Annotated in this window: 19 protein-coding genes; 11 read left to right on the top strand and 8 right to left on the bottom strand. The window is 43.6% G+C overall.

Annotated features, from left to right (window positions below):
• The first annotated feature begins 112 nt into the window (after positions 1-112).
• The 4 genes from KTR06_RS09150 to KTR06_RS09135 all read left to right on the top strand — a co-directional run bounded on the left by KTR06_RS09150 (position 113) and on the right by KTR06_RS09135 (position 4,525).
• Positions 113-2,638 carry an FAD-dependent oxidoreductase gene (locus tag KTR06_RS09150; RefSeq protein WP_217290246.1) on the top strand — a complete coding sequence of 842 codons (2,526 nt, stop codon included), beginning with the start codon at positions 113-115 and terminating at the stop codon, positions 2,636-2,638.
• 31 nt (positions 2,639-2,669) lie between these two features.
• Complete coding sequence (locus KTR06_RS09145; protein WP_004314299.1) at positions 2,670-3,020, top strand: winged helix DNA-binding protein; 351 nt, start codon at positions 2,670-2,672, stop codon at positions 3,018-3,020.
• Positions 3,021-3,247: 227 nt separating this feature from the next.
• On the top strand, positions 3,248-3,883 hold the full coding sequence (locus KTR06_RS09140; protein ID WP_004314298.1) for a DUF4136 domain-containing protein: 636 nt from the start codon (positions 3,248-3,250) through the stop codon (positions 3,881-3,883).
• A gap of 15 nt (positions 3,884-3,898) precedes the next feature.
• Complete coding sequence (locus KTR06_RS09135) at positions 3,899-4,525, top strand: outer membrane beta-barrel protein (RefSeq protein WP_008019936.1); 627 nt, start codon at positions 3,899-3,901, stop codon at positions 4,523-4,525.
• Between the two features lie 88 nt (positions 4,526-4,613).
• On the opposite strand, the gene KTR06_RS09130 is transcribed toward KTR06_RS09135, so the two are convergent.
• Genes KTR06_RS09130 through KTR06_RS09120 form a run of 3 tightly spaced genes read right to left on the bottom strand, consistent with a single transcriptional unit; the run spans position 4,614 to position 9,267 of the window.
• Positions 4,614-7,625, bottom strand: a complete 3,012-nt coding sequence (locus KTR06_RS09130; RefSeq protein ID WP_217290245.1) for a glycoside hydrolase family 3 N-terminal domain-containing protein — start codon at positions 7,623-7,625, stop codon at positions 4,614-4,616.
• Positions 7,622-8,455, bottom strand: coding sequence for a bifunctional UDP-sugar hydrolase/5'-nucleotidase (locus KTR06_RS09125; RefSeq protein WP_049701170.1), 834 nt, complete (start codon positions 8,453-8,455; stop codon positions 7,622-7,624). The genes KTR06_RS09130 and KTR06_RS09125 overlap by 4 nt, the downstream gene beginning before the upstream one ends.
• Positions 8,456-8,481: 26 nt before the next feature.
• The gene (locus tag KTR06_RS09120; protein WP_015531672.1) at positions 8,482-9,267 is read right to left on the bottom strand and encodes a 5'-nucleotidase C-terminal domain-containing protein; all 786 of its coding nucleotides are present in this window, start codon (positions 9,265-9,267) and stop codon (positions 8,482-8,484) included.
• A 155-nt stretch (positions 9,268-9,422) separates the two neighbouring features.
• Between KTR06_RS09120 and rplS the strand changes: the two genes are divergently transcribed.
• Positions 9,423-9,776, top strand: coding sequence for a 50S ribosomal protein L19 (rplS, locus tag KTR06_RS09115; protein ID WP_008026232.1), 354 nt, complete (start codon positions 9,423-9,425; stop codon positions 9,774-9,776).
• Positions 9,777-9,957: 181 nt separating this feature from the next.
• Here the strand turns inward: rplS and KTR06_RS09110 are convergent, their stop codons facing one another.
• Positions 9,958-11,091: a hypothetical protein gene (locus tag KTR06_RS09110; protein ID WP_217290244.1), complete on the bottom strand. Its 1,134-nt coding sequence runs from the start codon at positions 11,089-11,091 to the stop codon at positions 9,958-9,960.
• A gap of 182 nt (positions 11,092-11,273) precedes the next feature.
• Positions 11,274-12,254: an ROK family protein gene (locus tag KTR06_RS09105; RefSeq protein WP_004315007.1), complete on the bottom strand. Its 981-nt coding sequence runs from the start codon at positions 12,252-12,254 to the stop codon at positions 11,274-11,276.
• A gap of 179 nt (positions 12,255-12,433) precedes the next feature.
• On the opposite strand from KTR06_RS09105, the gene KTR06_RS09100 reads away from it, so the two are divergent.
• The 6 genes from KTR06_RS09100 to msrB all read left to right on the top strand — a co-directional run bounded on the left by KTR06_RS09100 (position 12,434) and on the right by msrB (position 19,353).
• A complete protein-coding gene (locus KTR06_RS09100) occupies positions 12,434-13,150 on the top strand; it encodes an ABC transporter ATP-binding protein (RefSeq protein ID WP_008026229.1) in 717 nt (238 codons plus the stop codon).
• A gap of 76 nt (positions 13,151-13,226) precedes the next feature.
• Positions 13,227-14,486, top strand: a complete 1,260-nt coding sequence (locus tag KTR06_RS09095) for an ABC transporter permease (protein ID WP_008026227.1) — start codon at positions 13,227-13,229, stop codon at positions 14,484-14,486.
• 4 nt (positions 14,487-14,490) lie between these two features.
• Positions 14,491-15,732 (top strand): ABC transporter permease, encoded by a 1,242-nt coding sequence (locus KTR06_RS09090; RefSeq protein WP_008644985.1) that lies wholly within the window; start codon positions 14,491-14,493, stop codon positions 15,730-15,732.
• A gap of 56 nt (positions 15,733-15,788) precedes the next feature.
• Positions 15,789-16,889 (top strand): efflux RND transporter periplasmic adaptor subunit, encoded by a 1,101-nt coding sequence (locus tag KTR06_RS09085; protein ID WP_151934573.1) that lies wholly within the window; start codon positions 15,789-15,791, stop codon positions 16,887-16,889.
• A gap of 9 nt (positions 16,890-16,898) precedes the next feature.
• Positions 16,899-18,236, top strand: coding sequence for a TolC family protein (locus KTR06_RS09080; protein WP_217290243.1), 1,338 nt, complete (start codon positions 16,899-16,901; stop codon positions 18,234-18,236).
• An 88-nt stretch (positions 18,237-18,324) separates the two neighbouring features.
• Positions 18,325-19,353, top strand: coding sequence for a peptide-methionine (R)-S-oxide reductase MsrB (msrB, locus tag KTR06_RS09075; RefSeq protein ID WP_004315001.1), 1,029 nt, complete (start codon positions 18,325-18,327; stop codon positions 19,351-19,353).
• A 142-nt stretch (positions 19,354-19,495) separates the two neighbouring features.
• On the opposite strand, the gene KTR06_RS09070 is transcribed toward msrB, so the two are convergent.
• The 3 genes from KTR06_RS09070 to KTR06_RS09060 form a co-directional block, all read right to left on the bottom strand.
• Positions 19,496-20,011: a DUF3836 domain-containing protein gene (locus tag KTR06_RS09070; RefSeq protein WP_009040190.1), complete on the bottom strand. Its 516-nt coding sequence runs from the start codon at positions 20,009-20,011 to the stop codon at positions 19,496-19,498.
• A 263-nt stretch (positions 20,012-20,274) separates the two neighbouring features.
• Complete coding sequence (locus KTR06_RS09065) at positions 20,275-21,735, bottom strand: hypothetical protein (RefSeq protein WP_217290242.1); 1,461 nt, start codon at positions 21,733-21,735, stop codon at positions 20,275-20,277.
• 75 nt (positions 21,736-21,810) lie between these two features.
• Positions 21,811-22,704 (bottom strand): hypothetical protein, encoded by an 894-nt coding sequence (locus KTR06_RS09060; protein ID WP_004314998.1) that lies wholly within the window; start codon positions 22,702-22,704, stop codon positions 21,811-21,813.

Below are 22,704 nucleotides of genomic sequence, written 5' to 3'. Positions count from 1 at the left end.
TATAGAAGAATGAAAAACAGGGTGCGCAAATATAGTTTTTTTATCTGAATCCATGAACATTTCTTCGACCCTGTTTGTTATTTCCACAGGAAACTATTTACACTATAAACAGATGAAAATAATTATTATTGGGGGAGTTGCAGGAGGAGCCACCACTGCTGCCCGAATCAGACGAGTAGATGAAACAGCAGAAATTATCCTTTTGGAAAAAGGAAAGTATATATCATACGCCAATTGCGGCCTTCCTTATTATATAGGAGGAGTGATAGAGGAACGGGATAAATTGTTCGTGCAAACGCCCGAAGCCTTCTCTACACGCTTCCGTGTAGATGTACGTACAGAAAACGAAGCGATTTTTATTGACCGGAAAAGAAAGACAGTGACCATCCGGCAAAGCAGTGAAGACACTTATGAGGAGAGCTACGATAAATTAGTCATCTCCACCGGAGCTTCCCCGGTGCGTCCTCCTCTTCCGGGAATCGACCTTAACGGAATCTTCACGTTAAGGAATGTCACCGACACGGATCGGATCAAAGAATATATCAAGAGCCACGCTCCGCGAAAAGCCGTTATCGTAGGAGCCGGATTTATCGGTCTGGAAATGGCGGAAAACTTACATACACAGGGAGCGAAAGTGTCGATTGTGGAAATGGGCAATCAAGTGATGGCTCCTATCGACTTCTCGATGGCATCGCTCGTCCACCAGCACTTGATGGATAAAGGAGTCAATCTTTATCTGGAACAAGCTGTCGCCTCTTTTAGCCGGGAGGGAAAAGGGTTGAAAGTAACGTTCAAAAATGGTCAGTCCATTTCTGCCGATATCGTTATCCTGTCAATCGGAGTACGCCCGGAAACCAGTCTGGCACGAGCTGCCGAACTGACTATCGGCCCTGCAGGAGGTATTGCCGTGAATAATTACCTGCAAACGTCTGATGAATCGATTTATGCCATCGGTGACGCAATCGAGTTCCGCCATCCGATCACCGGAAAACCCTGGCTCAACTATCTTGCCGGACCTGCCAACCGTCAGGGACGCATCGTTGCAGACAACGTTCTCGGGGCAAAAATACCTTACGAAGGTTCTATCGGCACTTCAATCGCAAAAGTTTTCGACATGACCGTTGCTTCAACCGGTTTACCCGGCAAGCGCCTGCGCCAGGAAGAGATAGATTATATGTCATCTACCATCCATCCCGCCTCTCATGCCGGCTACTATCCGGATGCCATGCCGATGAGTATCAAGATCACTTTCGATAAAAAGACAGGAAGATTGTACGGCGGGCAAATCGTCGGTTACGACGGAGTGGACAAACGGATTGACGAACTCGCGCTTGTCATCAAACACGAGGGAACGATCTACGACCTGATGAAAGTGGAACAAGCGTATGCTCCTCCGTTCTCTTCGGCCAAAGATCCGGTAGCACTGGCAGGATATGTAGCGGAAGACATCATTACCGGCAAAACCAATCCGGTATATTGGAGAGAGTTGCGGGACATTGAAATGGAAAATAAGTTCCTCCTGGATGTCCGCACCCCGGACGAATATTCTTTAGGCAGCTTACCGGGCGCCGTGAATATTCCGCTGGATGAGCTTCGTGACCGGCTGGCCGAACTGCCGAAAGATAAAATGATTTATACCTTCTGCGCTGTCGGACTACGGGGGTATCTTGCCTACCGGATATTGACTCAACATGGATTTGACAAGGTGCGTAATCTCTCGGGAGGACTGAAGACTTATCGGGCTGCCACTGCTCCGATTATCATACGCGAAGAAAATGGAAATGAAATAGACGAATCACCCAAACAACAGGGAGGTAGTCCCCAAGTTGGGCAACCTGCGGTTGCTAAGGTTTCGGATACCACGGTTACTGCCACGGCTGCCGTCACCGCCGATGCCCTTGCAAACCCCGCTAAAACAGTTCGGGTAGACGCCTGCGGGTTACAATGTCCCGGCCCGATTTTGAAAATGAAGAAAACAATGGATACACTGGCATCAGGTGAACGGGTGGAAATCACCTCAACCGATCCGGGATTTCCGCGTGACGCTGCCGCATGGTGCAGTTCAACGGGCAATCAACTGATTTCGAAAGACAGCTCCGGAGGAAAATCTGTTGTTGTCATAGAAAAAGGAGAACCAAAATCGTGCAATATTGTTACTTCATGTGAGGGCAAAGGAAAAACCTTTATCATGTTTAGTGATGATTTGGATAAAGCTTTGGCCACTTTTGTACTAGCAAACGGCGCAGCAGCTACGGGACAAAAAGTCACCATCTTCTTTACGTTCTGGGGACTGAACGTCATCAAGAAGTTGCACAAACCGGAAACCAAAAAGGATATTTTCGGAAAAATGTTTGGCATGATGCTGCCTTCCAGCTCCAAAAAGCTGAAACTTTCTAAGATGAGTATGGGCGGAATAGGCGGAAAAATGATGCGGTATATCATGAACAAAAAAGGGATTGATTCACTGGAATCCCTGCGCCAGCAAGCGCTGGAAAACGGTGTGGAATTTATTGCTTGCCAGATGTCAATGGACGTGATGGGAGTCAAACAAGAAGAACTCCTGGACGAGGTGACCATTGGCGGCGTAGCAACGTATATGGAACGGGCGGATAACGCAAACGTTAATCTATTTATTTAAAAAATGAACAAATGAAATATTTAAATAAGGTATGAAAACAATATGTGCAATGCGTGATGTATTCAAAGCAATGGGAAACTTTGAAACAGCATTTGAAAAAATGTACCAGATAACGCTTAATGAAGCAATGATATTGTGTGCCCTTAAAGAGGCTTCGGACAAAGTGACGGCTACCAACCTGTCTAAACAAACCGAACTAAGCCCCTCACACACATCCAAAATGCTGCGGATACTGGAAGAAAAAGGACTAATCGTCCGATCACTCGGAAGTGAAGACCGGAGACAGATGTATTTCCATCTGACTCAATTGGGTAAACAACGGGTAACTGAACTGGAACTTGATAAGGTAGAAATACCGGATCTACTAAAACCTCTGTTTTAATAAACGGATTTTTCAAATAAATATCTGTAAATAATAAACGGTGAGCAAACTCCCTGATAATAGGGCAGAGCGCTCACCGTTTTTCTTTCCGCCGGGCCAAAGAAATATGTTAATTTTCCGGCAAAAGAAATTTCCACGCGAACCTTTTTCCACCTTTCTTGTTGTTTGTATCAAAAGCCCAAGGTACCTGGGCGTGATTTTTATATAACCTAAACATTATAAAAGATATGAAGAAATTAATTCCTATTTTATTGGCGGTCTTTGCACTCGCTTCATGTGAAAAAGACCCGGACATGGGTAAACTGGATGACAATTATCTGGTATACACTAACTACGACAAGAAAGCCGATTTCAAAGTTCCTACATTCTATCTGGCACCACAGATTCTGGTCATCAGTGATAGTAAAGAACCGGAATATCTCGAAGGTGAAGGCGCAGAACAAATTCTGGCAGCTTATACAGACAATATGGAAGCTAGAGGTTACGAAGCAGCAGCTGACCAGGAAAGCGCAGATCTTGGTATCCAAGTGAGCTACATCGCAAGTACTTATTATTTCACCAGCTACACACAACCTGAATGGTGGTGGGGTTATCCCGGATATTGGGGCCCTGGCTACTGGGGTGGCAACTGGGGTGGTGGATGGTACTACCCGTATGCAGTAACTTATAGTTATAGCACCAACTCCTTCCTGACAGAAATGGTGAACTTGAAAGCCGAACAGGGAGACAGTAAAAAACTGCCTGTTGTATGGACAAGTTATCTGACCGGATTTGAAACTGGTTCCAAAGCTATCAACCGTACTCTTGCAGTAGAAGCTGTCAACCAGTCATTTACACAGTCACCTTATCTTACTAACAAATAAACAACTACAACTGTTATGAAAACAAGAAAAAATATATACTTCAAGGTAGTAGCCTTGGCGGCTATTGCCATCGCCTTCGCCATGCCGGCTAAGGCACAGCTATCGGACAATGGATATGCAAATATCGACTGGCAGTTCAACGCTCCGCTAAGTAACAATTTTGCTGATAAAGCAAGCGGTTGGGGTATGAACTTCGAAGGTGGTTATTTCGTTACTCCTAACATCGGTTTGGGTCTTTTCCTCAACTATCACAGCAACCACGAATATGTAGGTCGCGAAACCTTCCAGATGGGCGCCGGTGAAGTGACTACCGATCAGCAACATACCATTTTCCAATTGCCTTTCGGTGCTGCTGCACGTTACCAGTGGAATCGCGGTGGAGCCTTTCAACCATACGTCAGTGCTAAATTAGGTGCTGAATATGCTAAAATCCGCTCTAATTTCAGCATGCTGGAAGCAAGAGAAAACAGTTGGGGATTCTACGCTTCTCCTGAAGTAGGTATCAATGTATTCCCATGGGTTTACGGACCGGGCTTGCACTTTGCTTTGTACTACAGCTATGGTACCAACAAGGCTGACGTACTGCATTACAGTGTAGATGGATTGAGCAACTTCGGCTTCCGCCTGGGTGTATCCTTCTAAGACTGGCTGACAACTATCAGAATATTACGTTAATAATAAAAAAGGTAAAAGGTAGCTTTTAATATAGGCACCTTTTACCTTTCTTTTTTTATTTTTTCTTCATCGCATCATAAATAGCTCCCTGTATTCGCTCACGAATGTGCAGTTGGTTCAGTTTGCGATTTGTTACATCCGGATAAATCCGGTTGCTAAGGAATACATAAACCAGTTCATTGACCGGATCTACCCATGCACATGTACCGGTAAAGCCGGTATGACCGTACACTTCGGCAGGTGCGGCAGGAGCACAATTTCCTTTCTTCGGATCATCAGCATCCGGTTTGTCAAAGCCCAAGCCACGCCGGCTGATCTTTGAAGTTTCCGTAGTAAACAACTGACAGGTTTCTTTGCTTAGATAGCGTTGACCGTCTATTTCTCCTCCATTCAGCAACATCTGATAAACGCGGGCTACATCACGGGCAGTAGAGAAAAGTCCGGCATTTCCGGCCAATCCGCCAAAGAAAGCGGAAGCCTCATCATGCACAAATCCCTGCAAAGTCTCTTTACGCAAGAAACGGTCTTTGTTGGAAGGGACAATTTCCGATTTGGCAAAACGGCGTAAAGGCAAGTAGCCTGTATGCTCCAACCCCATCGGTTCGTAAAACTCACGTTGCAGATAGGCTTCCATAGGCATACCCGCCAGTTGTTCTACCAACATACCCAACAGAATAAATCCGACATCACTATATACATAGCGTTTCTGCTTTAACGGAGCTTCTATTATTTTCTCTTCCATCACCTTCCGAAAGGAACGGTTTAGCCACAAACTATCGCAGATTTGAACAATGTAATCACCAGTCTTGACGGGAGAGACGTATTCACTTTTGAATTTGAACTTCGGATTCGCCCATGAAGTTGTTCCCAACTGTAACGGATGATGCGCGTCTTTGCGTGCGCTGAACAATCTTCCGTCATAGCTGTCTTTATCAATGGCTTCTTGGTAGAAAGGAATCCAGGAAGGTAAACCGGACTGATGATACAGGATTTCCTGAATCGTTATATCTTTCTTATCAGTACGTTGCAAAAACGGTAAATGATCCGAAATCTTATCTGTCAGATTGAAACGTCCCTTATCGTAGAGTTTCATGATGGCAAGCAAAGTGCCCGTCGTCTTTGATAGGGAAGCCAAATCGTAGATACTGGTAGATTCGACACGCGGACTTCCTTTACCCGCATAAGTGCCGAAAGATTTGTCGAACATGATATGCCCGTTTTTCAACACTACCACCTGGCAACCGGGATAAGCTCCCTGACGAATGCCGTCTAATGCGATAGAATCAATGCGTTTCAGATGAGTGGAAGAAAGCCCATATTCTTCCGGCACGAAATGCAATGGCGTCTTGGGGGTAATGGTCACTCCTGCTCCCGTTGGAAACAGTTCTCCCAAGCTTGCCGACAACTGTCCGTCTGCGGATGCCTTGGCAAATAACACATCTGCGACCTGACGCTGCACGTCTACATTATAACTATGTCCCAACACGACTGCCGAAGCATGAGCCACGGCCCGCTGAATCTGTAACATCATCTTCCCAGGAGTGAAGAACAGATAAATAGCCGGACTTTGAGGAGCAAACTTCGCAAAGAAAGGCTGATAAGAAGCCAAGCGCTGTTCGCTAATGGCTACAATGATTCGTTTATAGGTAGACAGAGAATCACGCAACCGTTGATTTTCCTCTTCTGTCTGATTAGCGCGAAGGCAAAAGCGAGCTAAAGAGGTATAACGGGAAAGTTGTTTGGCCAATACATCAGTTTTTCCGGGATTTCCCACTTCGAGCAGTGCAATCTTTTGTTCCTTGTCTGTATGTAGAGGAAGGATATGATTCTTATTGCTCAAAACGGTTATTGCCGCTAAATTCAACCGACGAACCAGGTCACGTGTCTGCGGACTATTAATGCGTTGTTCCAGACCGGATAATTGTACATACGACTTCTTCTTAAGTCCCAACACATATTTATAAGTCAAGACTTTGCGGCATTTGTTTTCAATCTCTTCACGGCTTAGTTCCCCTTTTTCAACAGCTGCCAGTACGGCTGGTATTTCTTCCTTCAGGTTCCGGGGAGACAGTACCATGTCATTACCTGCTTTCAAAGCCTGCAAACTGACATTTCCATTTCCTGCCACACCTTTCATGGCAAGCGCGTCGGTAAATATCAGCCCTTTGAACGCCAGTTCATCGGTCAGCAAATCATACACGACATTGCGGGACAAGGAAGACGGAAGTCCGCCAATAGGTTCAATCACCGGAACTTGCAGATGCCCCACCATCATACCGCCCAGTCCGGCACGGATGGCCTCTTTAAAAGGATAAAGCTCCACACTATCCAGACGCTCGCGAGTGAAAGGAAGTACCGGAAGCGCTTTATGCGAATCGACATCAGTATCCCCGTGTCCGGGAAAGTGTTTGCACACAGATAACACCCCTCCACCTTCCAAACCGGAAGCATAAGCGATTACCTTATCGGCCACTTGGATCGGATCTTCGCCAAAAGAACGGGTATTGATGACAGGATTTTTAGGGTTTATATTCACGTCTGCCACCGGAGCAAAGTTTACCTGCACTCCAATCTGCCGGCATTGGCGGGCAACTTCACGTCCGTACTCATAAAGCAGCCGGTTGTCGCGGATACATCCCAGCACCATATTTCGCGGGAAGACAGGCGTACCGCGCAAGCGCATAGACAATCCCCATTCTCCATCAAAGGTAATCATCAAAGGGACTTTGGCTTGTCGCTGCGCCCGGTTCGTCAGTTCGACCTGGTTTTGCATCTTCCCGCCGGAAAAGAGAAGGCCGCCTACTTTATAAGTGTCGATGACTTCGCGCAGCAGTTCCAGGTTTCGTTTGGTGTCTACCGGAGCAATGGTATAGATGAATAACTGACCTACCTTTTCTTTAAAAGAAAGTTTATCCATCACCGAATCAACCCAGTGCCGGCAGTCCTTGTCCTGAAGGGCTTTATACACCAGTAGAGGTTCAACGGTGGTAGCATTTTGCGCCGGACTCGAAACTGTGCCGACCGCGATAAGGAATAAAAGCGTTACTATTAAGGGAATTATCTTCATTTATGTTTCAATGTCAAATCAAGACGGCCTACACGAACACCATTTTTTCCTGTGTGCATGACAGGCACCTCTTTTCCGTCCATATTCAAGTATGTTTTGGGACCTTCCATAAATGTATGGGAGTGTCCACCCAGAATCACGTCGATATTGTGTGTTCCGGCAACCAGATGTTCATCCATCTGGATGCCCAGATGAGACAGGCATACAACCAGATCACAACCTTCTTCTTCTTTCAACAAAGTAGCTATCTCGTTGGATACACGGATAGGATCTTCATAAACGACTCCTTCGCATTTATTGGCCTGAATCATTCCTTCCGGCTGGGTTCCGAGACCGAACACGCCAATTCTCAAACCATATTTTTCCAGAACGACGTAGGGCTTGACTATATCTTTTAACACCGTAGCATCCAGATTATAGTTGGCACAAACGACCGGAAAATCAGCCATCTTAAAAATACGGGCCATATTATCCACATCAAAATCAAACTCATGGTTACCGATTGTCATTGCATCATAGCCCATTTCATTCATCAGTTTGATTTCTACTTCTCCACGGAACATATTATAATAAGGTGTCCCCTGGGAAATATCTCCGCAATCGAAAAGCAATACATTCTTATGATCTTTGCGGAACTGTTCGAGAAAAGCAGCCCGGCGGACAAAACCACCTTTGTTATAATATCGGTCGCCCTTCTGATTGATAGGTTCGATACGGCTATGCACATCGCTTGTTTGTAAAATGATCACTTCTTTGGTATCCTGCGCAAAGATTGAAAAAGTGAAACTCAATGCAAGACATAGCAGGAATAATATCTGAAATCTTTTCATATTCAATATTTTTAGATTCTCCTTTTTTATTTTATCGTAATACGTCCGTCCAGTTTGGAGGTAATCACTTTGCCTTCGGCTGTTTGTTTGCGTACATAATCAAGAAACAGTCCGCGTAAGGTAGCATCTTCGGGGCATACTCTCTTTTCTGCCTGCAGGAACGCATCCATTCGTCCGTTTCCATCTGCCAGATAGTCGATAGTAGCCACTGTGTAAAGCTGGTCATCTTTTAACGGTTTTCCGGCAATAAATGCGTTCAGCAGCTTTCCGTCTTTTGTGATTTCGAGGCGGATACCGCTCACTCCTTCGCCATGCAGAGACGCTATTGCTTCACAAAGCCGTCTCAAGTCTGTCCCTTTCATAGTCAATACACAAAGGGAATTCTCGAAAGGAAGAATTTCAAAAACATCTCCTACCGTGATATCTCCTTCGGGCAAGATATTACGCAAGCCGCCCATATTTACCAATCCCATATCGGCCGGTTTCCCCAATACCTGGGTTGCCGCTTGCTGTAGAACACCCGCGACAAGGTCGGATAGCAAGCTTTCAGGAGCTCCTTTATCCATCTTCATCGCACTGGTACCGATGACTTCATACATCATCGCATCCACCTTTTCCTTATAAGGCTTTAAGATTTCGGTAGCTTTCACGTTGGGGGTGGTGTCCCAAACAGAATCAATCGTTATCATGCTACCCTCTACTTTGGTTACTTCGTACTGTGCCGTAGTCTCGCGTGCGGTCCGGCAGGAAGTAAACAGGAAACCTCCTGCAAACGCTGCCACCATCAGATACTTTACATAAGTCTGTTTCATGTTCGCTATTTTTAGATATGCTACAAATATACAAAAACATTTGGCTATCTGGCAAATAATTCGTTACTTTGCACCGCTTTCGCGCAATCGCTGTCAAGAGAAGAGATACTTGGTATGTTGCGTTGTAACGATGAAACAATTTAATAATAACAACAATGGATTTAATTAAAATTGCAGAAGAAGCATTTGCTACCGGAAAACAGCACCCGAGCTTCAAAGCAGGAGACACTGTAACAGTGGCATATCGTATTATCGAGGGTAACAAAGAACGTGTACAGTTGTACCGTGGTGTTGTTATCAAAATCGCCGGTCACGGAGACAAGAAACGTTTTACTGTACGTAAAATGTCAGGAACTATAGGCGTAGAAAGAATTTTCCCAATCGAATCACCGGCTATCGATAGCATCGAAGTGAACAAGGTAGGTAAAGTTCGTCGCGCTAAATTGTACTACCTGCGTGCTCTTACTGGTAAGAAAGCTAGAATCAAAGAAAAAAGAGTTAACGGCTAAGCCGAACTTTTCGATTCGAAATAAAAAAGGGAACTTCATTCATTATGAGGTTCCCTTTTTTATTGCTACCATCCTCTAAGCAATCCTATTTCTTCAATTTACTGACCGTATGATTATTCAATTCCGCACGGTTTTGTTTCTCCTGACATATAAAATAACAAATAAGGTTTTTAATATTGTGTTATTTTTCTTGTTGATGCAACATTTTATATTTTATACGTTTGTCTATCAGCCACATGAGTACCCAGTAGAAGGGTAATATAATGGGATAAAATATTATTATCAGTGCAATATATCCATGTCTTTGCGAAGCGTCTTTGCCAATAACAAAATCTATTATTGAGTAGGAGTAAATGAAAAAGAGCAAAATAAAGAATGGAACCAAAATACTTCCCAGAATGACTACCCATGAGAATCGCTTTTGACGATTACTCTTTCGATAACAGGTTATAAATTTCAAGTGTAGCAGAAATAAGAATATTCCGTACACTGCTGCCAATCCTTCCGGACCAAAGGTTAACAATATTTTAGCATAAGAATTCGGTTCGGGCTTATAAGTCAGTTCCATGAATTCGTCTTCGGGCAACGAATCAAAATGCCATGTGTTGATTTGTTTGATTCCACCCTCTTGGGGCTTTCCAAGGTTACTTGAATAGTCTTTTATCTTTCCTGCTTGTTCAACAGTAATGTCCAGTGTGCCGAAAGATTTCCATTTTTTGGCTGGCGACAGAGAGTAACGAAAGTTGTATTTAGTTATCCAATCAAGACAGTTTCGCCAGGGATATGCAGTGTATTCCACCCGGATACGATGAGTACCTTGCGAGAGTTCGGGCTGGAAGTACTTCATTTCAAAAGAATAATATGTTTCGCTCGTATTATCGTCCCATCGACATTCTATTTTTCTGTTGTTGTCGTCACAACGATCACAACTGTTAGTGAAATCACTGAATATAGAATCAGAAGATTCTTCCCCCTCTTCTTTTTTGAACGGAATATCGAACACTTTTACCGGACGACCATCAAGCCATACGCAAAAGTCGTCTTTATAGTCAACGGCACAAAAAAGGAGAGGAATTTGCTTACCGACTACGTCACTTTTGATCGTGTATTCTACCTTATATTTTGCAGTATGGAAATTCTCGTCTATCTGAATAAAGATACTTTCATGCAGAATATCCACATGCCTGCTCGAAATGGCACTGGCTGCTTTGGTTCCTTCAATGAAAGGTGATGCCATATTGGCTTTTGCAGAATTACAGATAAATAATAACATCAGGGATATAATGAGGACGGTGAATGAGGATATTTTTTTCATGTCGTATTTCTTCTATTCTTAGTATATGCCACAAAAGTACCAAAAATATAGGGTTATTTATTATTAACTTCGTTTTTTGTATCTCAACCGAATAAACACAACCACAGGATAGCATCTAAAAACAAAGCCCCGAAAGTCATAGACTCCCGAGGCTTCATCACCTTTATTATAATAACGATATATTATTCTTTCAAATCTTTCAGTTCCCAAGCCAATGCACTGGCACCCAGTACAGCAGCATCAGAATCCTTCAATTCGGAAACGAGCAATTTCGTCTTACCTTTATAGATATTCAGGATATTATCATCAATGGCCTTCTGAATCGGTTTCATGATATAGTCACCGGACTTAGCCAAGCCACCGAACAATACAATGGCTTCAGGGCTGGAGAATGCAATAGCATCCGCCAAAGCTTCACCCAAGATATTACCTGTAAATTCGAAGATCTCCTGTGCCAATTTATCTCCTTGTACAGCTGCGTCATATACATCTTTTGAAGTAATGTTTTCTGCAGGAATGTTACGAAGCAAGCTGGCATCCGTACGAGCGGCAAGGAATTCGCGAGCTGTGCGAGCTACACCGGTAGCCGAACAGTAAGTTTCCAGACATCCCTTACGTCCACAACCGCAAAGACGACCATCGCGACGAGCGATCACGTGTCCTAATTCGCCTGCAAAACCGTCATGTCCATATACCATCTGGCCGTTGATAACAATACCACTACCCACACCGGTACCCAGTGTAATCATGATAAAGTCTTTCATACCACGGGCAGCGCCATAAGTCATTTCACCGATAGCAGCAGCATTTGCATCGTTTGTCAAAGCAGTGGGGATACCCAGTCTTTCTTCAAACATGGCAGCCAACGGAAGAATTCCTTTCCAAGGCAAGTTCGGAGCAAATTCAATCGTTCCCGTGTAATAGTTACCATTCGGAGCACCGATACCGATACCTCTGATTTTATCAACGCCACCATTAGCAATAATCAATGGAAGCAGGCTTTTACACACTTCATCAGCGTATTCTTCTACTGTAGGATAACCAGATGTTTTGATTGAACTGCTGGCAATAATAGTTCCGCGTGCGTCTACAATTCCAAAGACGGTATTCGTTCCGCCTATGTCAATACCTACTACGTAGGGCTTTTCCATGTTTGAATTCATGATACTTTTATTTAAAAGGGTTAGTTAATCATTAAGTTTACTGCACACAAATTACGTAAAGAAGATTGAGTCTACAAAATGTTTTTCAAAAAAAGTTCAACCTCTTTGCAACTTTTCGTATCTTGCAGCCGTCTAATAGTAGAAAATTATTAGAAAACAGAATCTAAATAAAGAAAATTGTGATACAACTAACAAACGTCAACAAGACCTACAACAACGGAGCGCCTCTCCATGTACTTAAAGGTATCAATCTCAATATCGAACAGGGAGAATTTGTTTCCATCATGGGAGCATCCGGGTCTGGGAAATCAACTTTACTCAATATATTGGGAATTCTCGACAACTACGACACCGGAGAGTATTATCTGAATAACGTACTCATCAAGAACTTAAGCGAAACCAAAGCTGCCGAATACCGGAACCGCATGATCGGATTTATCTTCCAGTCATTTAACCTGATTTCCTTTAAAGATGCCGTAGAGAATGTAGCACTTCCTTTATTTTATCAAGGGATAAGCCGCAAGAAGCGAAATGCACTTGCCTTGGAATATCTCGACCGTCTGGGTTTAAAAGACTGGGCACATCACATGCCCAACGAAATGAGTGGCGGTCAGAAACAACGTGTGGCAATCGCACGGGCTTTAATCACCCAACCGCAAATCATTCTGGCAGATGAGCCTACAGGAGCTTTGGACAGTAAAACTTCCGTGGAAGTGATGCAAATTCTGAAAGATCTTCATAAGCTGGGAATGACGATTGTAGTTGTCACCCACGAAAGCGGAGTTGCCAACCAAACAGACAAGATTATACACATCAAGGACGGGGTTATCGAACGCATTGAAGATAATATCGACCACGATGCCTCTCCGTTCGGCAAAGACGGTTTCATGAAATAAGTAATAAGTATTAATTCCATGCGGTCGCAGCGCAGCCTAATACTTAATACTTACTTATCACTTAATACTTAAAAAAATGATTGATATTTGGCAAGAAATATACAGTACCATCAAGCGTAACAAGCTAAGGACTTTTCTCACAGGATTTGCTGTGGCATGGGGTATCTTTATGCTGATCGTCCTGTTAGGCGCAGGCAATGGATTGATCCATGCATTCGAGCAATCGGCTTCCGAACGTGCCATGAACTCCATCAAGATTTTTCCGGGATGGACCAGCAAATCATACGATGGACTGAAAGAAGGAAGACGAGTGCAACTGGATAATAAAGACGTAGATGCTACCGACCATTATTTTCCGGACCATGTCATTAAAGCCGGGGCAACCGTGTGGCAAGGAGGTATTAACTTAAGTTTCGGACAAGAATACGTCAGTTTGAATCTTTCCGGCGTATATCCCAACCATACGGAAGTAGAAGTGGTGAAACTCTTCAAAGGACGTTTCATCAATGAAATTGATATTAAAGAGCGCCGGAAAGTAATTGTGCTCCATAAAAAGACAGCAGAGATTCTTTTCGATAAAACGCATACCGAGCCTATCGGGCAGTTTGTCAATGCCGGTAATGTGGTTTATCAGGTAGTAGGGCTGTATAATGATAAAGGAGACAGCGGAGACAGCGATGCTTACATCCCCTTCACCACCCTGCAAACGATTTACAACAAAGGAGACAAGTTGAATAACCTTGTCATGACTACCAAAAACCTGGAAACGATAGAAGCGAATGAAGCATTTGAAGCTCATTACCGCAAGGTGCTGGGGGCCAATCATCGCTTTGACCCGACAGACCATAGTGCTATCTGGATTTGGAACCGGTTTACCAACTACTTGCAACAGCAGCAAGGCTCGAACATGCTACGCATCGCTATCTGGGTGATCGGTATTTTCACGCTGTTAAGCGGGATTGTAGGAGTGTCCAACATCATGCTGATTACTGTAAAAGAGCGTACCCGTGAATTCGGTATCCGCAAAGCTCTGGGTGCCAAGCCGCTTTCTATCCTCTGGTTGATTATCGTAGAGAGTGTCACCATTACCACGATATTCGGATATATAGGTATGGTAGCGGGCATCGGAGTGACCGAATGGATGAATAACGCCTTTGGCAATCAGACAATGGATACCGGAATGTGGACGGAAACTGTTTTCCTGAATCCGACAGTAGATATAAGAATCGCCATACAGGCTACACTCACATTAATAATAGCTGGTACGTTAGCCGGATTATTTCCTGCCCGAAAAGCAGTCAGCATCCGACCAATCGAAGCACTTAGAGCAGATTAAGACTATGAGAATAGACATGGATACCTGTGAGGAAATCCTCATTACCATTACAAGAAATAAAACGAGAAGCCTGCTGACTGCATTCGGTGTTTTCTGGGGAATCTTTATGCTCGTCGCCCTGATCGGCGGCGGACAAGGACTGGAAGGCATGATGAAAAAGAACTTTGAAGGATTCGCAACCAACTCCGGCTTCCTTGCCGCACAGAAAACGGGCGAAGCTTACAAAGGATTCCGCAAAGGCAGATGGTGGAATCTGGAAGCTATCGACATCGAGCGCCTCCGTTCGCAAGTCAAAGATGTGGAGGTCATTACTCCTTCCATTGCCCGTTGGGGTTCCAAAGCTGTATACGAAGATAAGAAATACGATTGCAGCGTGAAAGGATTATATCCGGACTATCTCCACATCGAATCACAGGAAATGGCGTACGGCAGGTTTATCAACGAAGTGGATATACAGGAAGCGCGTAAAGTGTGCGTGATTGGAAAGCGTATCTATGAAAGCCTGTTCAAACCGGGAGAGGACCCTTGCGGAAAATACATACGTGTGGACGGAATTTATTATCAGGTGATTGGCATGTCTTCCTCCGAAGGGGATATGAACATACAGGGACGGGCTTCGGAAGCTGTCACCCTGCCTTTCACCACGATGCAGCAAACGTATAACTTAGGGGGACGGATCGACGTCATCTGCTTCACCGTGAAGCATGGAATCAAAGTGTCCGATGTACAACCGGAAATGGAGCAGATTATTAAAGCTGCGCATTATATCGCGCCTAACGACAAACAGGCACTTATGTACCTGAATGCGGAAGCAATGTTCTCGATGGTAGACAATCTGTTTACCGGTATCAACATACTGGTTTGGATGGTAGGATTGGGAACTCTGCTGGCAGGTGCCATCGGCGTATCTAATATTATGATGGTAACCGTGAAAGAACGTACCACCGAAATTGGTATCCGCCGGGCAATCGGCGCACGCCCCAAAGATATTCTGCAACAGATTCTATCGGAAAGTATGGTGCTTACTACTATTGCAGGAATGTGTGGAATCTCTTTTGCCGTCATGGTGTTGCAACTGGTAGAGATGGGAGCAAACGCCGACGGAGGAGACGTCCGTTTTCAGGTTACCTTCGGACTGGCAATCGGCACTTGTGCTCTTCTGATCGCACTGGGAATGTTGGCAGGTCTGGCACCTGCTTATCGGGCTATGGCTATCAAACCGATTGAAGCTATCCGCGACGAATAAAGAGGTGTGAGGGATTTCAATTATTAATCGTAAACAATAAAAATATAAATAAAGTCATGAAAAAGTATCTGAAAATCACATTATTGGTAGTCATTGCTATCATTCTTGTCGGAACATTCGTATTCCTTTATCAGAAGTCTAAACCCAAGGTAATCACTTACGAAATAGTAAAACCGGAAGTCACTGACCTCCAAAAGACTACAGTAGCTACCGGAAAGGTGGAACCGAGAGACGAAATTTTAATCAAACCGCAGATTTCGGGTATTATCGACGAAGTGTACAAAGAAGCCGGACAAGCTGTGAAGAAAGGGGAAGTGATCGCCAAAGTAAAAGTAATCCCTGAACTCGGTCAACTGAATTCTGCGGAAAGTCGTGTGCGCCTGGCAGAGATTAATGCAACACAGGCAGAAACGGATTTTGCCCGCGTAAAGAAGTTGTACGAAGATCAGCTGATTAGCCGGGAAGAATATGAGAAAAGTGAAGTAGCCTTGAAGCAAGCTCGTGAAGAGAGACAGACGGCTAAAGATAATCTGGAAATCGTAAAAGAAGGGATTACTAAAAACAGTGCATCGTTCAGTAGTACGATGATTCGTTCTACCATTGACGGGTTGATTTTGGATGTACCTGTAAAAGCCGGTAACTCTGTGATTATGAGTAACACGTTCAATGATGGAACCACGATTGCTACGGTGGCCAACATGAACGACATGATTTTCCGTGGTAATATTGATGAAACGGAAGTGGGACGTATCCATGAACAGATGCCGATCAAACTGACAATCGGAGCTTTGCAGAATCTGACTTTCAACGCCATTCTGGAATATATCTCTCCGAAAGGGGTAGAAACCAATGGTGCCAACCAATTTGAAATCAAGGCTGCAATTACCATTCCAGATTCCGTTCAGATTCGTTCCGGATATTCGGCTAATGCGGAAATCGTGTTGCAAAGAGCAAATCAAGTATTGGCAGTGCCCGAAAGCACTATTGAGTTTAATGGCGACTCTACATTTGTGTACATCATGACAGATTCAGTGCCTGAACAAAAGTTCCAGCGTACGCAGGTGACTGCCGGAATGAGTGATGGAATCAAAATAGAAATCAAGAAAGGAATAACTGCACAGGACAAAGTACGGGGTGCAGAGAAAAAAGATAAATAATTGAATTCAATGAAAATAATTCGTAAAACCATATCAGCCCTTCTGCTTGCCGGGATCGGAATCACTTCTATCCAAGCGCAGAACAACTCTCCGCAAGCATGGACATTGCGGCAATGTATCGACTATGCTATCGAGCATAATATAGAGATTCGTCAATCGGTCAACAGTGTTGAAGCTAATAAAGTGAGTGTAAACACTAGTAAATGGACACGTCTTCCGAATTTGAGCGGTAGCGCCAGCCAAAACTGGAGTTGGGGACGTACTGCTTCTCCGATAGACAACTCGTATAGTGACATTAACAGTGCCAATACCAGTTTCAGCTTGGGAACCAATGTACCTATATTTACCGGTTTGCAGTTATCCAACCAATATTCACTTGCCAAGTTGGATTTAAAAGCCGCTATAGAAGATTTGAATAAAGCCAAAGAAGACATTGCAATCAATGTCACTTCCGCTTATTTGCAGGTTTTATTCAACCAAGAATTAAGTAAGGTTGCTCATAATCAGGTAGATTTAAGCAAAGACCAGCTAAAGCGCATCCAAGGACTTCACGGAGTAGGTAAAGCATCCCCTTCTGAAGTGGCCGAAGCACAAGCCCGTGTCGCACAGGACGAAATGACTGCTGTACAATCAGACAATACGTACAAGTTGTCATTATTAGACCTCACCCAACTTTTGGAATTACCTACGCCTGAAGGATTCGTGCTCGAAAGTCCTAAGGAAGAACTAGAGTTCGAATCTCTCACCCCACCGGATGATATATATACACAGGCTCTTGCTTACAAACCAAGTATTAAGGCTGCAGAATACCGTTTACAAGGTAGTCTTAATAGCATTCGTATTGCTCAAAGTGCATTCTATCCACAACTCTCTTTCAGCGCCGGTTTGGGTAGCAATTATTATACGGTGAGCGGAAGATCAGAAAACAGCTTCGGCAGTCAGATAAAGAACAACCTAAATAAGTATATAGGATTCAATTTGAGCGTTCCGATCTTTAATCGTTTTTCTACACGAAACCGAGTACGCACCGCTCGTTTACAACAAATAGACTTATCTTTGAGATTGGATAACGCAAAGAAAGTACTCTACAAAGAGATTCAGCAGGCTTGGTATAATGCTCTAGCTGCTGAAAGCAAGTACAACTCCAGTGAAGTGGCAGTGAAAGCCAACGAGGAGTCTTTCCGCCTGATGAGTGAGAAATTCAATAACGGCAAAGCTACCTTTGTAGAATATAATGAAGCCAAACTTAATCTGACGAAAGCTCTTTCGGATAAGTTGCAAGCTAAATACGACTATCTGTTCCGGACTAAAATTCTGGATTTCTACAAAGGACAGATCATTGAATAAAAAGAAATATATTTGAGTTTAGTATAGTAAGTAGTTCCTTCAAACATATCCGTTGGTTCATTCGTTATTATAGAAAGAACTAACGGATATGAAGTATTTTATCATCATAGTGATCGTAGTGATTAGTAATACATTTTTAGGAGTTGCTAAACCAATGAAAAATCAAGCAGAAATCTATTTTGCAGGAGGATGCTTCTGGGGAACAGAACATTTCCTGAAACAAATTCGAGGAGTAGAAAGTACTCAAGTAGGATATGCCAACAGTAATGTTGCCAACCCAAGTTATGAACAGGTCTGTTCAGGAAAAACCAATGCTGCGGAAACAGTAAAGGTGGTTTATGATCCTAAAACGGTAGATTTAAATTTGCTGCTCGATCTGTATTTCAAGACAATTGATCCTACCAGCCTCAACCGTCAGGGTAATGACCGGGGAACACAGTATAGAACCGGAATTTATTATATAAATAAAGAAGATCTTCCTGTCATTAACCAGGCTATTAAACTATTGTCTACACAATATAAGACTCCTATCGCTATAGAAGTAAAGCCATTGACTAATTTCTATCCGGCAGAGACTTACCATCAGGACTATCTGGATAAAAATCCGGGAGGATACTGCCATATCAATCCTGCTTTATTTGAAATGGCACGCAAAGCCAATGCACCGAAAACAAAAGTGTATCAAAAACCGGATGACTCAACCCTCCGCAAGGAACTGTCGGCGGAACAATATGCAGTAACCCAGAAGAATGCCACCGAACCGGCCTTCCACAATGAATACTGGAATGAGCATCGCCCAGGCATTTATGTTGATATTACCACCGGAGAGCCTTTGTTTGTTTCTACCGACAAGTTCGATTCGGGTTGCGGGTGGCCTAGCTTTTCCCAGCCGATTCAAAAAGATATCATCGCAGAGAAGAAAGATACTTCGCATGGCATGATACGTACGGAAGTACGCAGTAAAACCGGAGATGCACATCTGGGACATGTATTCACAGATGGTCCGAAAGAGAAAGGCGGATTACGCTATTGCATCAATAGCGCCTCCCTTCGTTTTATCCCGAAAGAGAAAATGAAAGAGGAAGGTTATGGAGAATATTTGCCGCTCGTTAAATAGGCACCGCACCGGAAAGTAATACAAATCAATATAAGCTGTTTATCAGATAAACAGAACGGTGGACTTCCTCATAGGGCAATCCACCGTTTTTAATGCAGTTAAATTAAGAGAGAGAAGGAGTTTCACAACTCCTAATTTATTTTTATCTGCTGGCAGTCAACAGAGTTGCTTCATTCGTTGCCGGAGTAGCCACGTTCATAGCCCAGTTCACACTAGATTCTTCAATCCATTTATCATTCCATTTATAGTTCATATAAGCTACCGGCATATTAGCGTCGTTCAATTCGTACACGCTCTTTTCAACAGCCGCATCGTAAGCTCTGTGAGAATCATTCCAACGTGCGTATACCAAAGTGATTTCATTAGAAGAATAAGTATAATCAATCTTGAAGTACGGCAGCCATTTGTCAGTGGAAGCATCCCATTTGAAAGCCTCTTTGGTAGCCATTCTCTTTTGATCGTCATAGGTAAAATCATATTTCATGTGGCGATAAAGAGAGCCATCTAATCTGTAAATCACCTTCGATACTACAAGATCACCTACTGTTTCTTCATTAGTAATGAAGTTATTGTTTTGTGCCTTCACTGTTGCATTAGAGATACCTGCAAATACCATAGCAACTAAAACGATCATTCTGAATAATACTGTAGTTTTCATAATTGTATATTTTTTATTTGTTCAACATTCTGTTTTTTTATTCTTCTGTTTATTAGACGGATCAAGTGTCTCAAACGGTTGCAACATTCTGAACTTTTTTCATGTTTCTTCGTTGTCCGCTTGCGACTATAGATATGCAACGAGCGTGCCAAAAAGATAATAAGCTAATAATCAGAAAGATTGCAAAACAGAATGGTGTACGAAAATGAACAGTTGTACGCTTAGAATCGAACAACCAATTAAAAAACGAACAAATAAATAAATTACTGACTAATAATGCTATTGAAAGAATGTTCGAAAGGTTCGTCATACAGTGATTTATATTCCCTGCAGAAGTGTTCATAGGTAGTCTTAGCCATATATTGCTTACGCATGAATACGTATGTGGCACATTTGAGTCTAAGTGCCGCTTCGTTCACGGAGTCGAACCGGAAGATAATATCGGATATTAATAGTTTGGTATCAAAAGCTTCATGCTCATCCAGTAAAGTGGCGTACTTTAATAAAGACTCAATAAGATTGTCTGCTATCCGGCTTTTAAAAGCGTCAAGCCACAGATAGTCACATTCATTCAGCAAGCCCCCCTTAGCAGTCAGTGCTGCAATGATTTTGATTCGTTCAGTTGTCAGGCTATCGGGACGAATCCGCTCCGGAAGACATTCATAGTAATCCACAAAAGCGTTCTTCTCAAATTGCACCCGCCAGTTACCCGAGATCTTGGAAATCGTACACCCGCCAACAGATTCTACCAGCACCCGCAATTTGGAAAGATTGACCGCCCGATTGTTTTTAGCACTTACATCATCTTTATCAAACCACAACATGGTAGTGAGTTCTTCCGACGATATTCCATTCTCCGCCGACCGCAAAATCAGCAAAACAAACAACTCACGCAAAAGCGGAGAGAAACGTTGCGAGACTTCTTCGCCATTACGGTCAAAAACCTGTAATCCACCAAACAGATAAACGGCATTATAGCGGGGCAACTTGACCTTTTCTCCTTCATCGCCAAATGAAGTGAGTATTTCAATCCGGTTGCTTGCCTTCAACCTCTTCTGACGCCTACGCCGCCAATGCATCCCCAGAAATACGATCATATCCACCACAATAATCAACAGAATCCAATACCAGGCGGACAGATGTTGTTCTTCCTTTCCAACCGACAACAATTCAGCGTGCCCCTCAAGTAACTTCAAATGAGAACGTTTATCGCCAAGAATATGGAACCGATATCCCCGGTCCGAACGGATACCATGCGACGAAAAGGCATAAGAATGTCCGTTTGCGGATATATAAACGGAGTCTGCCGGAAAATAAACCGAAAAGCCAACCGACATGGTATCGGTTGAGATTGAATCTTCCAGAGAACTGACCTGCACTTTCTCCACCTCCGAATTGCACACCCATAATAATTCGGTACCGGCTTGAGGAGAACGGGAAAGAATCAGATTATATAACTCTTTATCTGTACTTTCAATGCGCATCAGCGACTCAAACACCACTTTATCCTGTCCGGGAAGCATGACTTGCAATGTGATGACACTCCCCTTATCCAAGTAATTAAACTGCTTGGTATCAAGTATCTGATCTGCCTTGACACTCTTAATCTCTTCTGCTGAACGCACAGCACGCAGGGATACAGTGAAAAGGAGGCAGAATATCAATAATATAATCTTTTGCCCTGAAGAATAGAATCCTTGTATATACGATGCCGATAGAAACATTTTAAATACCTGTGTCTGATGAATAGGTCAACAAAAATAAGCTATTTAACTGATGGCTCAAAATTTTGGTCTTACTTAATAGAGTATTTTTGCTCCGGCTGCCGCCATTTTAGCATACTCGTGCGCAACACCTGTCACCTCATACTTATCCCAGTTCAACGAATAACCGCCTTTGACACTGATACGCTTTGCCTCCGAAAAATAATACTTACCACGCTGATATCTGTTTGCGCCTTGTGCTTCGGCACCGGTTGAAGTGTTCAGTCCGTTACGATCCGTATCTGCCGTACCCAAATGAACAATCAGTTTACGGGCAAGCAACGATGCAACTTGGGAAGAAGTCGCGACATCCGTATTTTTCAGGCCATAAGGATAAGCAACATCCACATCAGGTAGTGTATACCAGCCCGCGTTGGCACTCACTGCCCTGTCGACACGAGTATCGGGCATAAACGTCACATACCGGTGCACAAACTGCGCTCCGGCAGAATGTCCCCACATATCATATTTAGTCCGCGAAGCACCGGTATCTTTCCGGACAGTATCAAAAACAGACTCGATAAGCGAGAATGTCCATTCCGAACGGTCGAGCAGTGTATTTCCCTGAAACATACCGCCTTCGATATACTGTGCAGTAGAGTAAGTCTCCGTAGGAAACTCAAACACAAATACCATCACATTCCTATTGGACGCTTCTGTACGCCATGCATTCAGATAATCAGCAGCATTCCTTTCCAGTCCGGGAAATACAAACAACACCGGCATCTTTTTCATATCCCCGTTGGCAGGGATATGAAAATGTATGCGGACAGGACGGTCAGCCAAAGGCGCATATCCGGAATATGTCACGATACCGTCTCCCGGGAGAAACTTGGAGGTTTCTCCCAAAGATTCTGACTCGTCGTCTTTAAAACAACTCGTCATCAATACGGCAATAAGTAAAATCAATAAGTTTGCTACACGCATCAT

The organism is Bacteroides sp. MSK.20.12 (assembly GCF_019052435.1).
GTDB classification, from domain to species: domain Bacteria; phylum Bacteroidota; class Bacteroidia; order Bacteroidales; family Bacteroidaceae; genus Bacteroides; species Bacteroides xylanisolvens.
This window is presented reverse-complemented; position numbering and strand designations above follow the sequence as displayed.

Excerpts from the sequence above, each read along its gene's own strand:
- KTR06_RS09150 (WP_217290246.1), top strand. The coding sequence starts at position 113 with ATGAAAATAATTATTATTGGGGGAGTTGCAGGAGGAGCCACCACTGCT.
- KTR06_RS09145 (WP_004314299.1), top strand. The coding sequence starts at position 2,670 with ATGAAAACAATATGTGCAATGCGTGATGTATTCAAAGCAATGGGAAAC.
- KTR06_RS09140 (WP_004314298.1), top strand. The coding sequence starts at position 3,248 with ATGAAGAAATTAATTCCTATTTTATTGGCGGTCTTTGCACTCGCTTCA.
- KTR06_RS09135 (WP_008019936.1), top strand. The coding sequence starts at position 3,899 with ATGAAAACAAGAAAAAATATATACTTCAAGGTAGTAGCCTTGGCGGCT.
- KTR06_RS09130 (WP_217290245.1), bottom strand. The coding sequence starts at position 7,625 with ATGAAGATAATTCCCTTAATAGTAACGCTTTTATTCCTTATCGCGGTC.
- KTR06_RS09125 (WP_049701170.1), bottom strand. The coding sequence starts at position 8,455 with ATGAAAAGATTTCAGATATTATTCCTGCTATGTCTTGCATTGAGTTTC.
- KTR06_RS09120 (WP_015531672.1), bottom strand. The coding sequence starts at position 9,267 with ATGAAACAGACTTATGTAAAGTATCTGATGGTGGCAGCGTTTGCAGGA.
- rplS (WP_008026232.1), top strand. The coding sequence starts at position 9,423 with ATGGATTTAATTAAAATTGCAGAAGAAGCATTTGCTACCGGAAAACAG.
- KTR06_RS09110 (WP_217290244.1), bottom strand. The coding sequence starts at position 11,091 with ATGAAAAAAATATCCTCATTCACCGTCCTCATTATATCCCTGATGTTA.
- KTR06_RS09105 (WP_004315007.1), bottom strand. The coding sequence starts at position 12,254 with ATGAATTCAAACATGGAAAAGCCCTACGTAGTAGGTATTGACATAGGC.
- KTR06_RS09095 (WP_008026227.1), top strand. The coding sequence starts at position 13,227 with ATGATTGATATTTGGCAAGAAATATACAGTACCATCAAGCGTAACAAG.
- KTR06_RS09090 (WP_008644985.1), top strand. The coding sequence starts at position 14,491 with ATGAGAATAGACATGGATACCTGTGAGGAAATCCTCATTACCATTACA.
- KTR06_RS09085 (WP_151934573.1), top strand. The coding sequence starts at position 15,789 with ATGAAAAAGTATCTGAAAATCACATTATTGGTAGTCATTGCTATCATT.
- KTR06_RS09080 (WP_217290243.1), top strand. The coding sequence starts at position 16,899 with ATGAAAATAATTCGTAAAACCATATCAGCCCTTCTGCTTGCCGGGATC.
- msrB (WP_004315001.1), top strand. The coding sequence starts at position 18,325 with ATGAAGTATTTTATCATCATAGTGATCGTAGTGATTAGTAATACATTT.
- KTR06_RS09070 (WP_009040190.1), bottom strand. The coding sequence starts at position 20,011 with ATGAAAACTACAGTATTATTCAGAATGATCGTTTTAGTTGCTATGGTA.
- KTR06_RS09065 (WP_217290242.1), bottom strand. The coding sequence starts at position 21,735 with ATGTTTCTATCGGCATCGTATATACAAGGATTCTATTCTTCAGGGCAA.
- KTR06_RS09060 (WP_004314998.1), bottom strand. The coding sequence starts at position 22,704 with ATGATGCGTGTAGCAAACTTATTGATTTTACTTATTGCCGTATTGATG.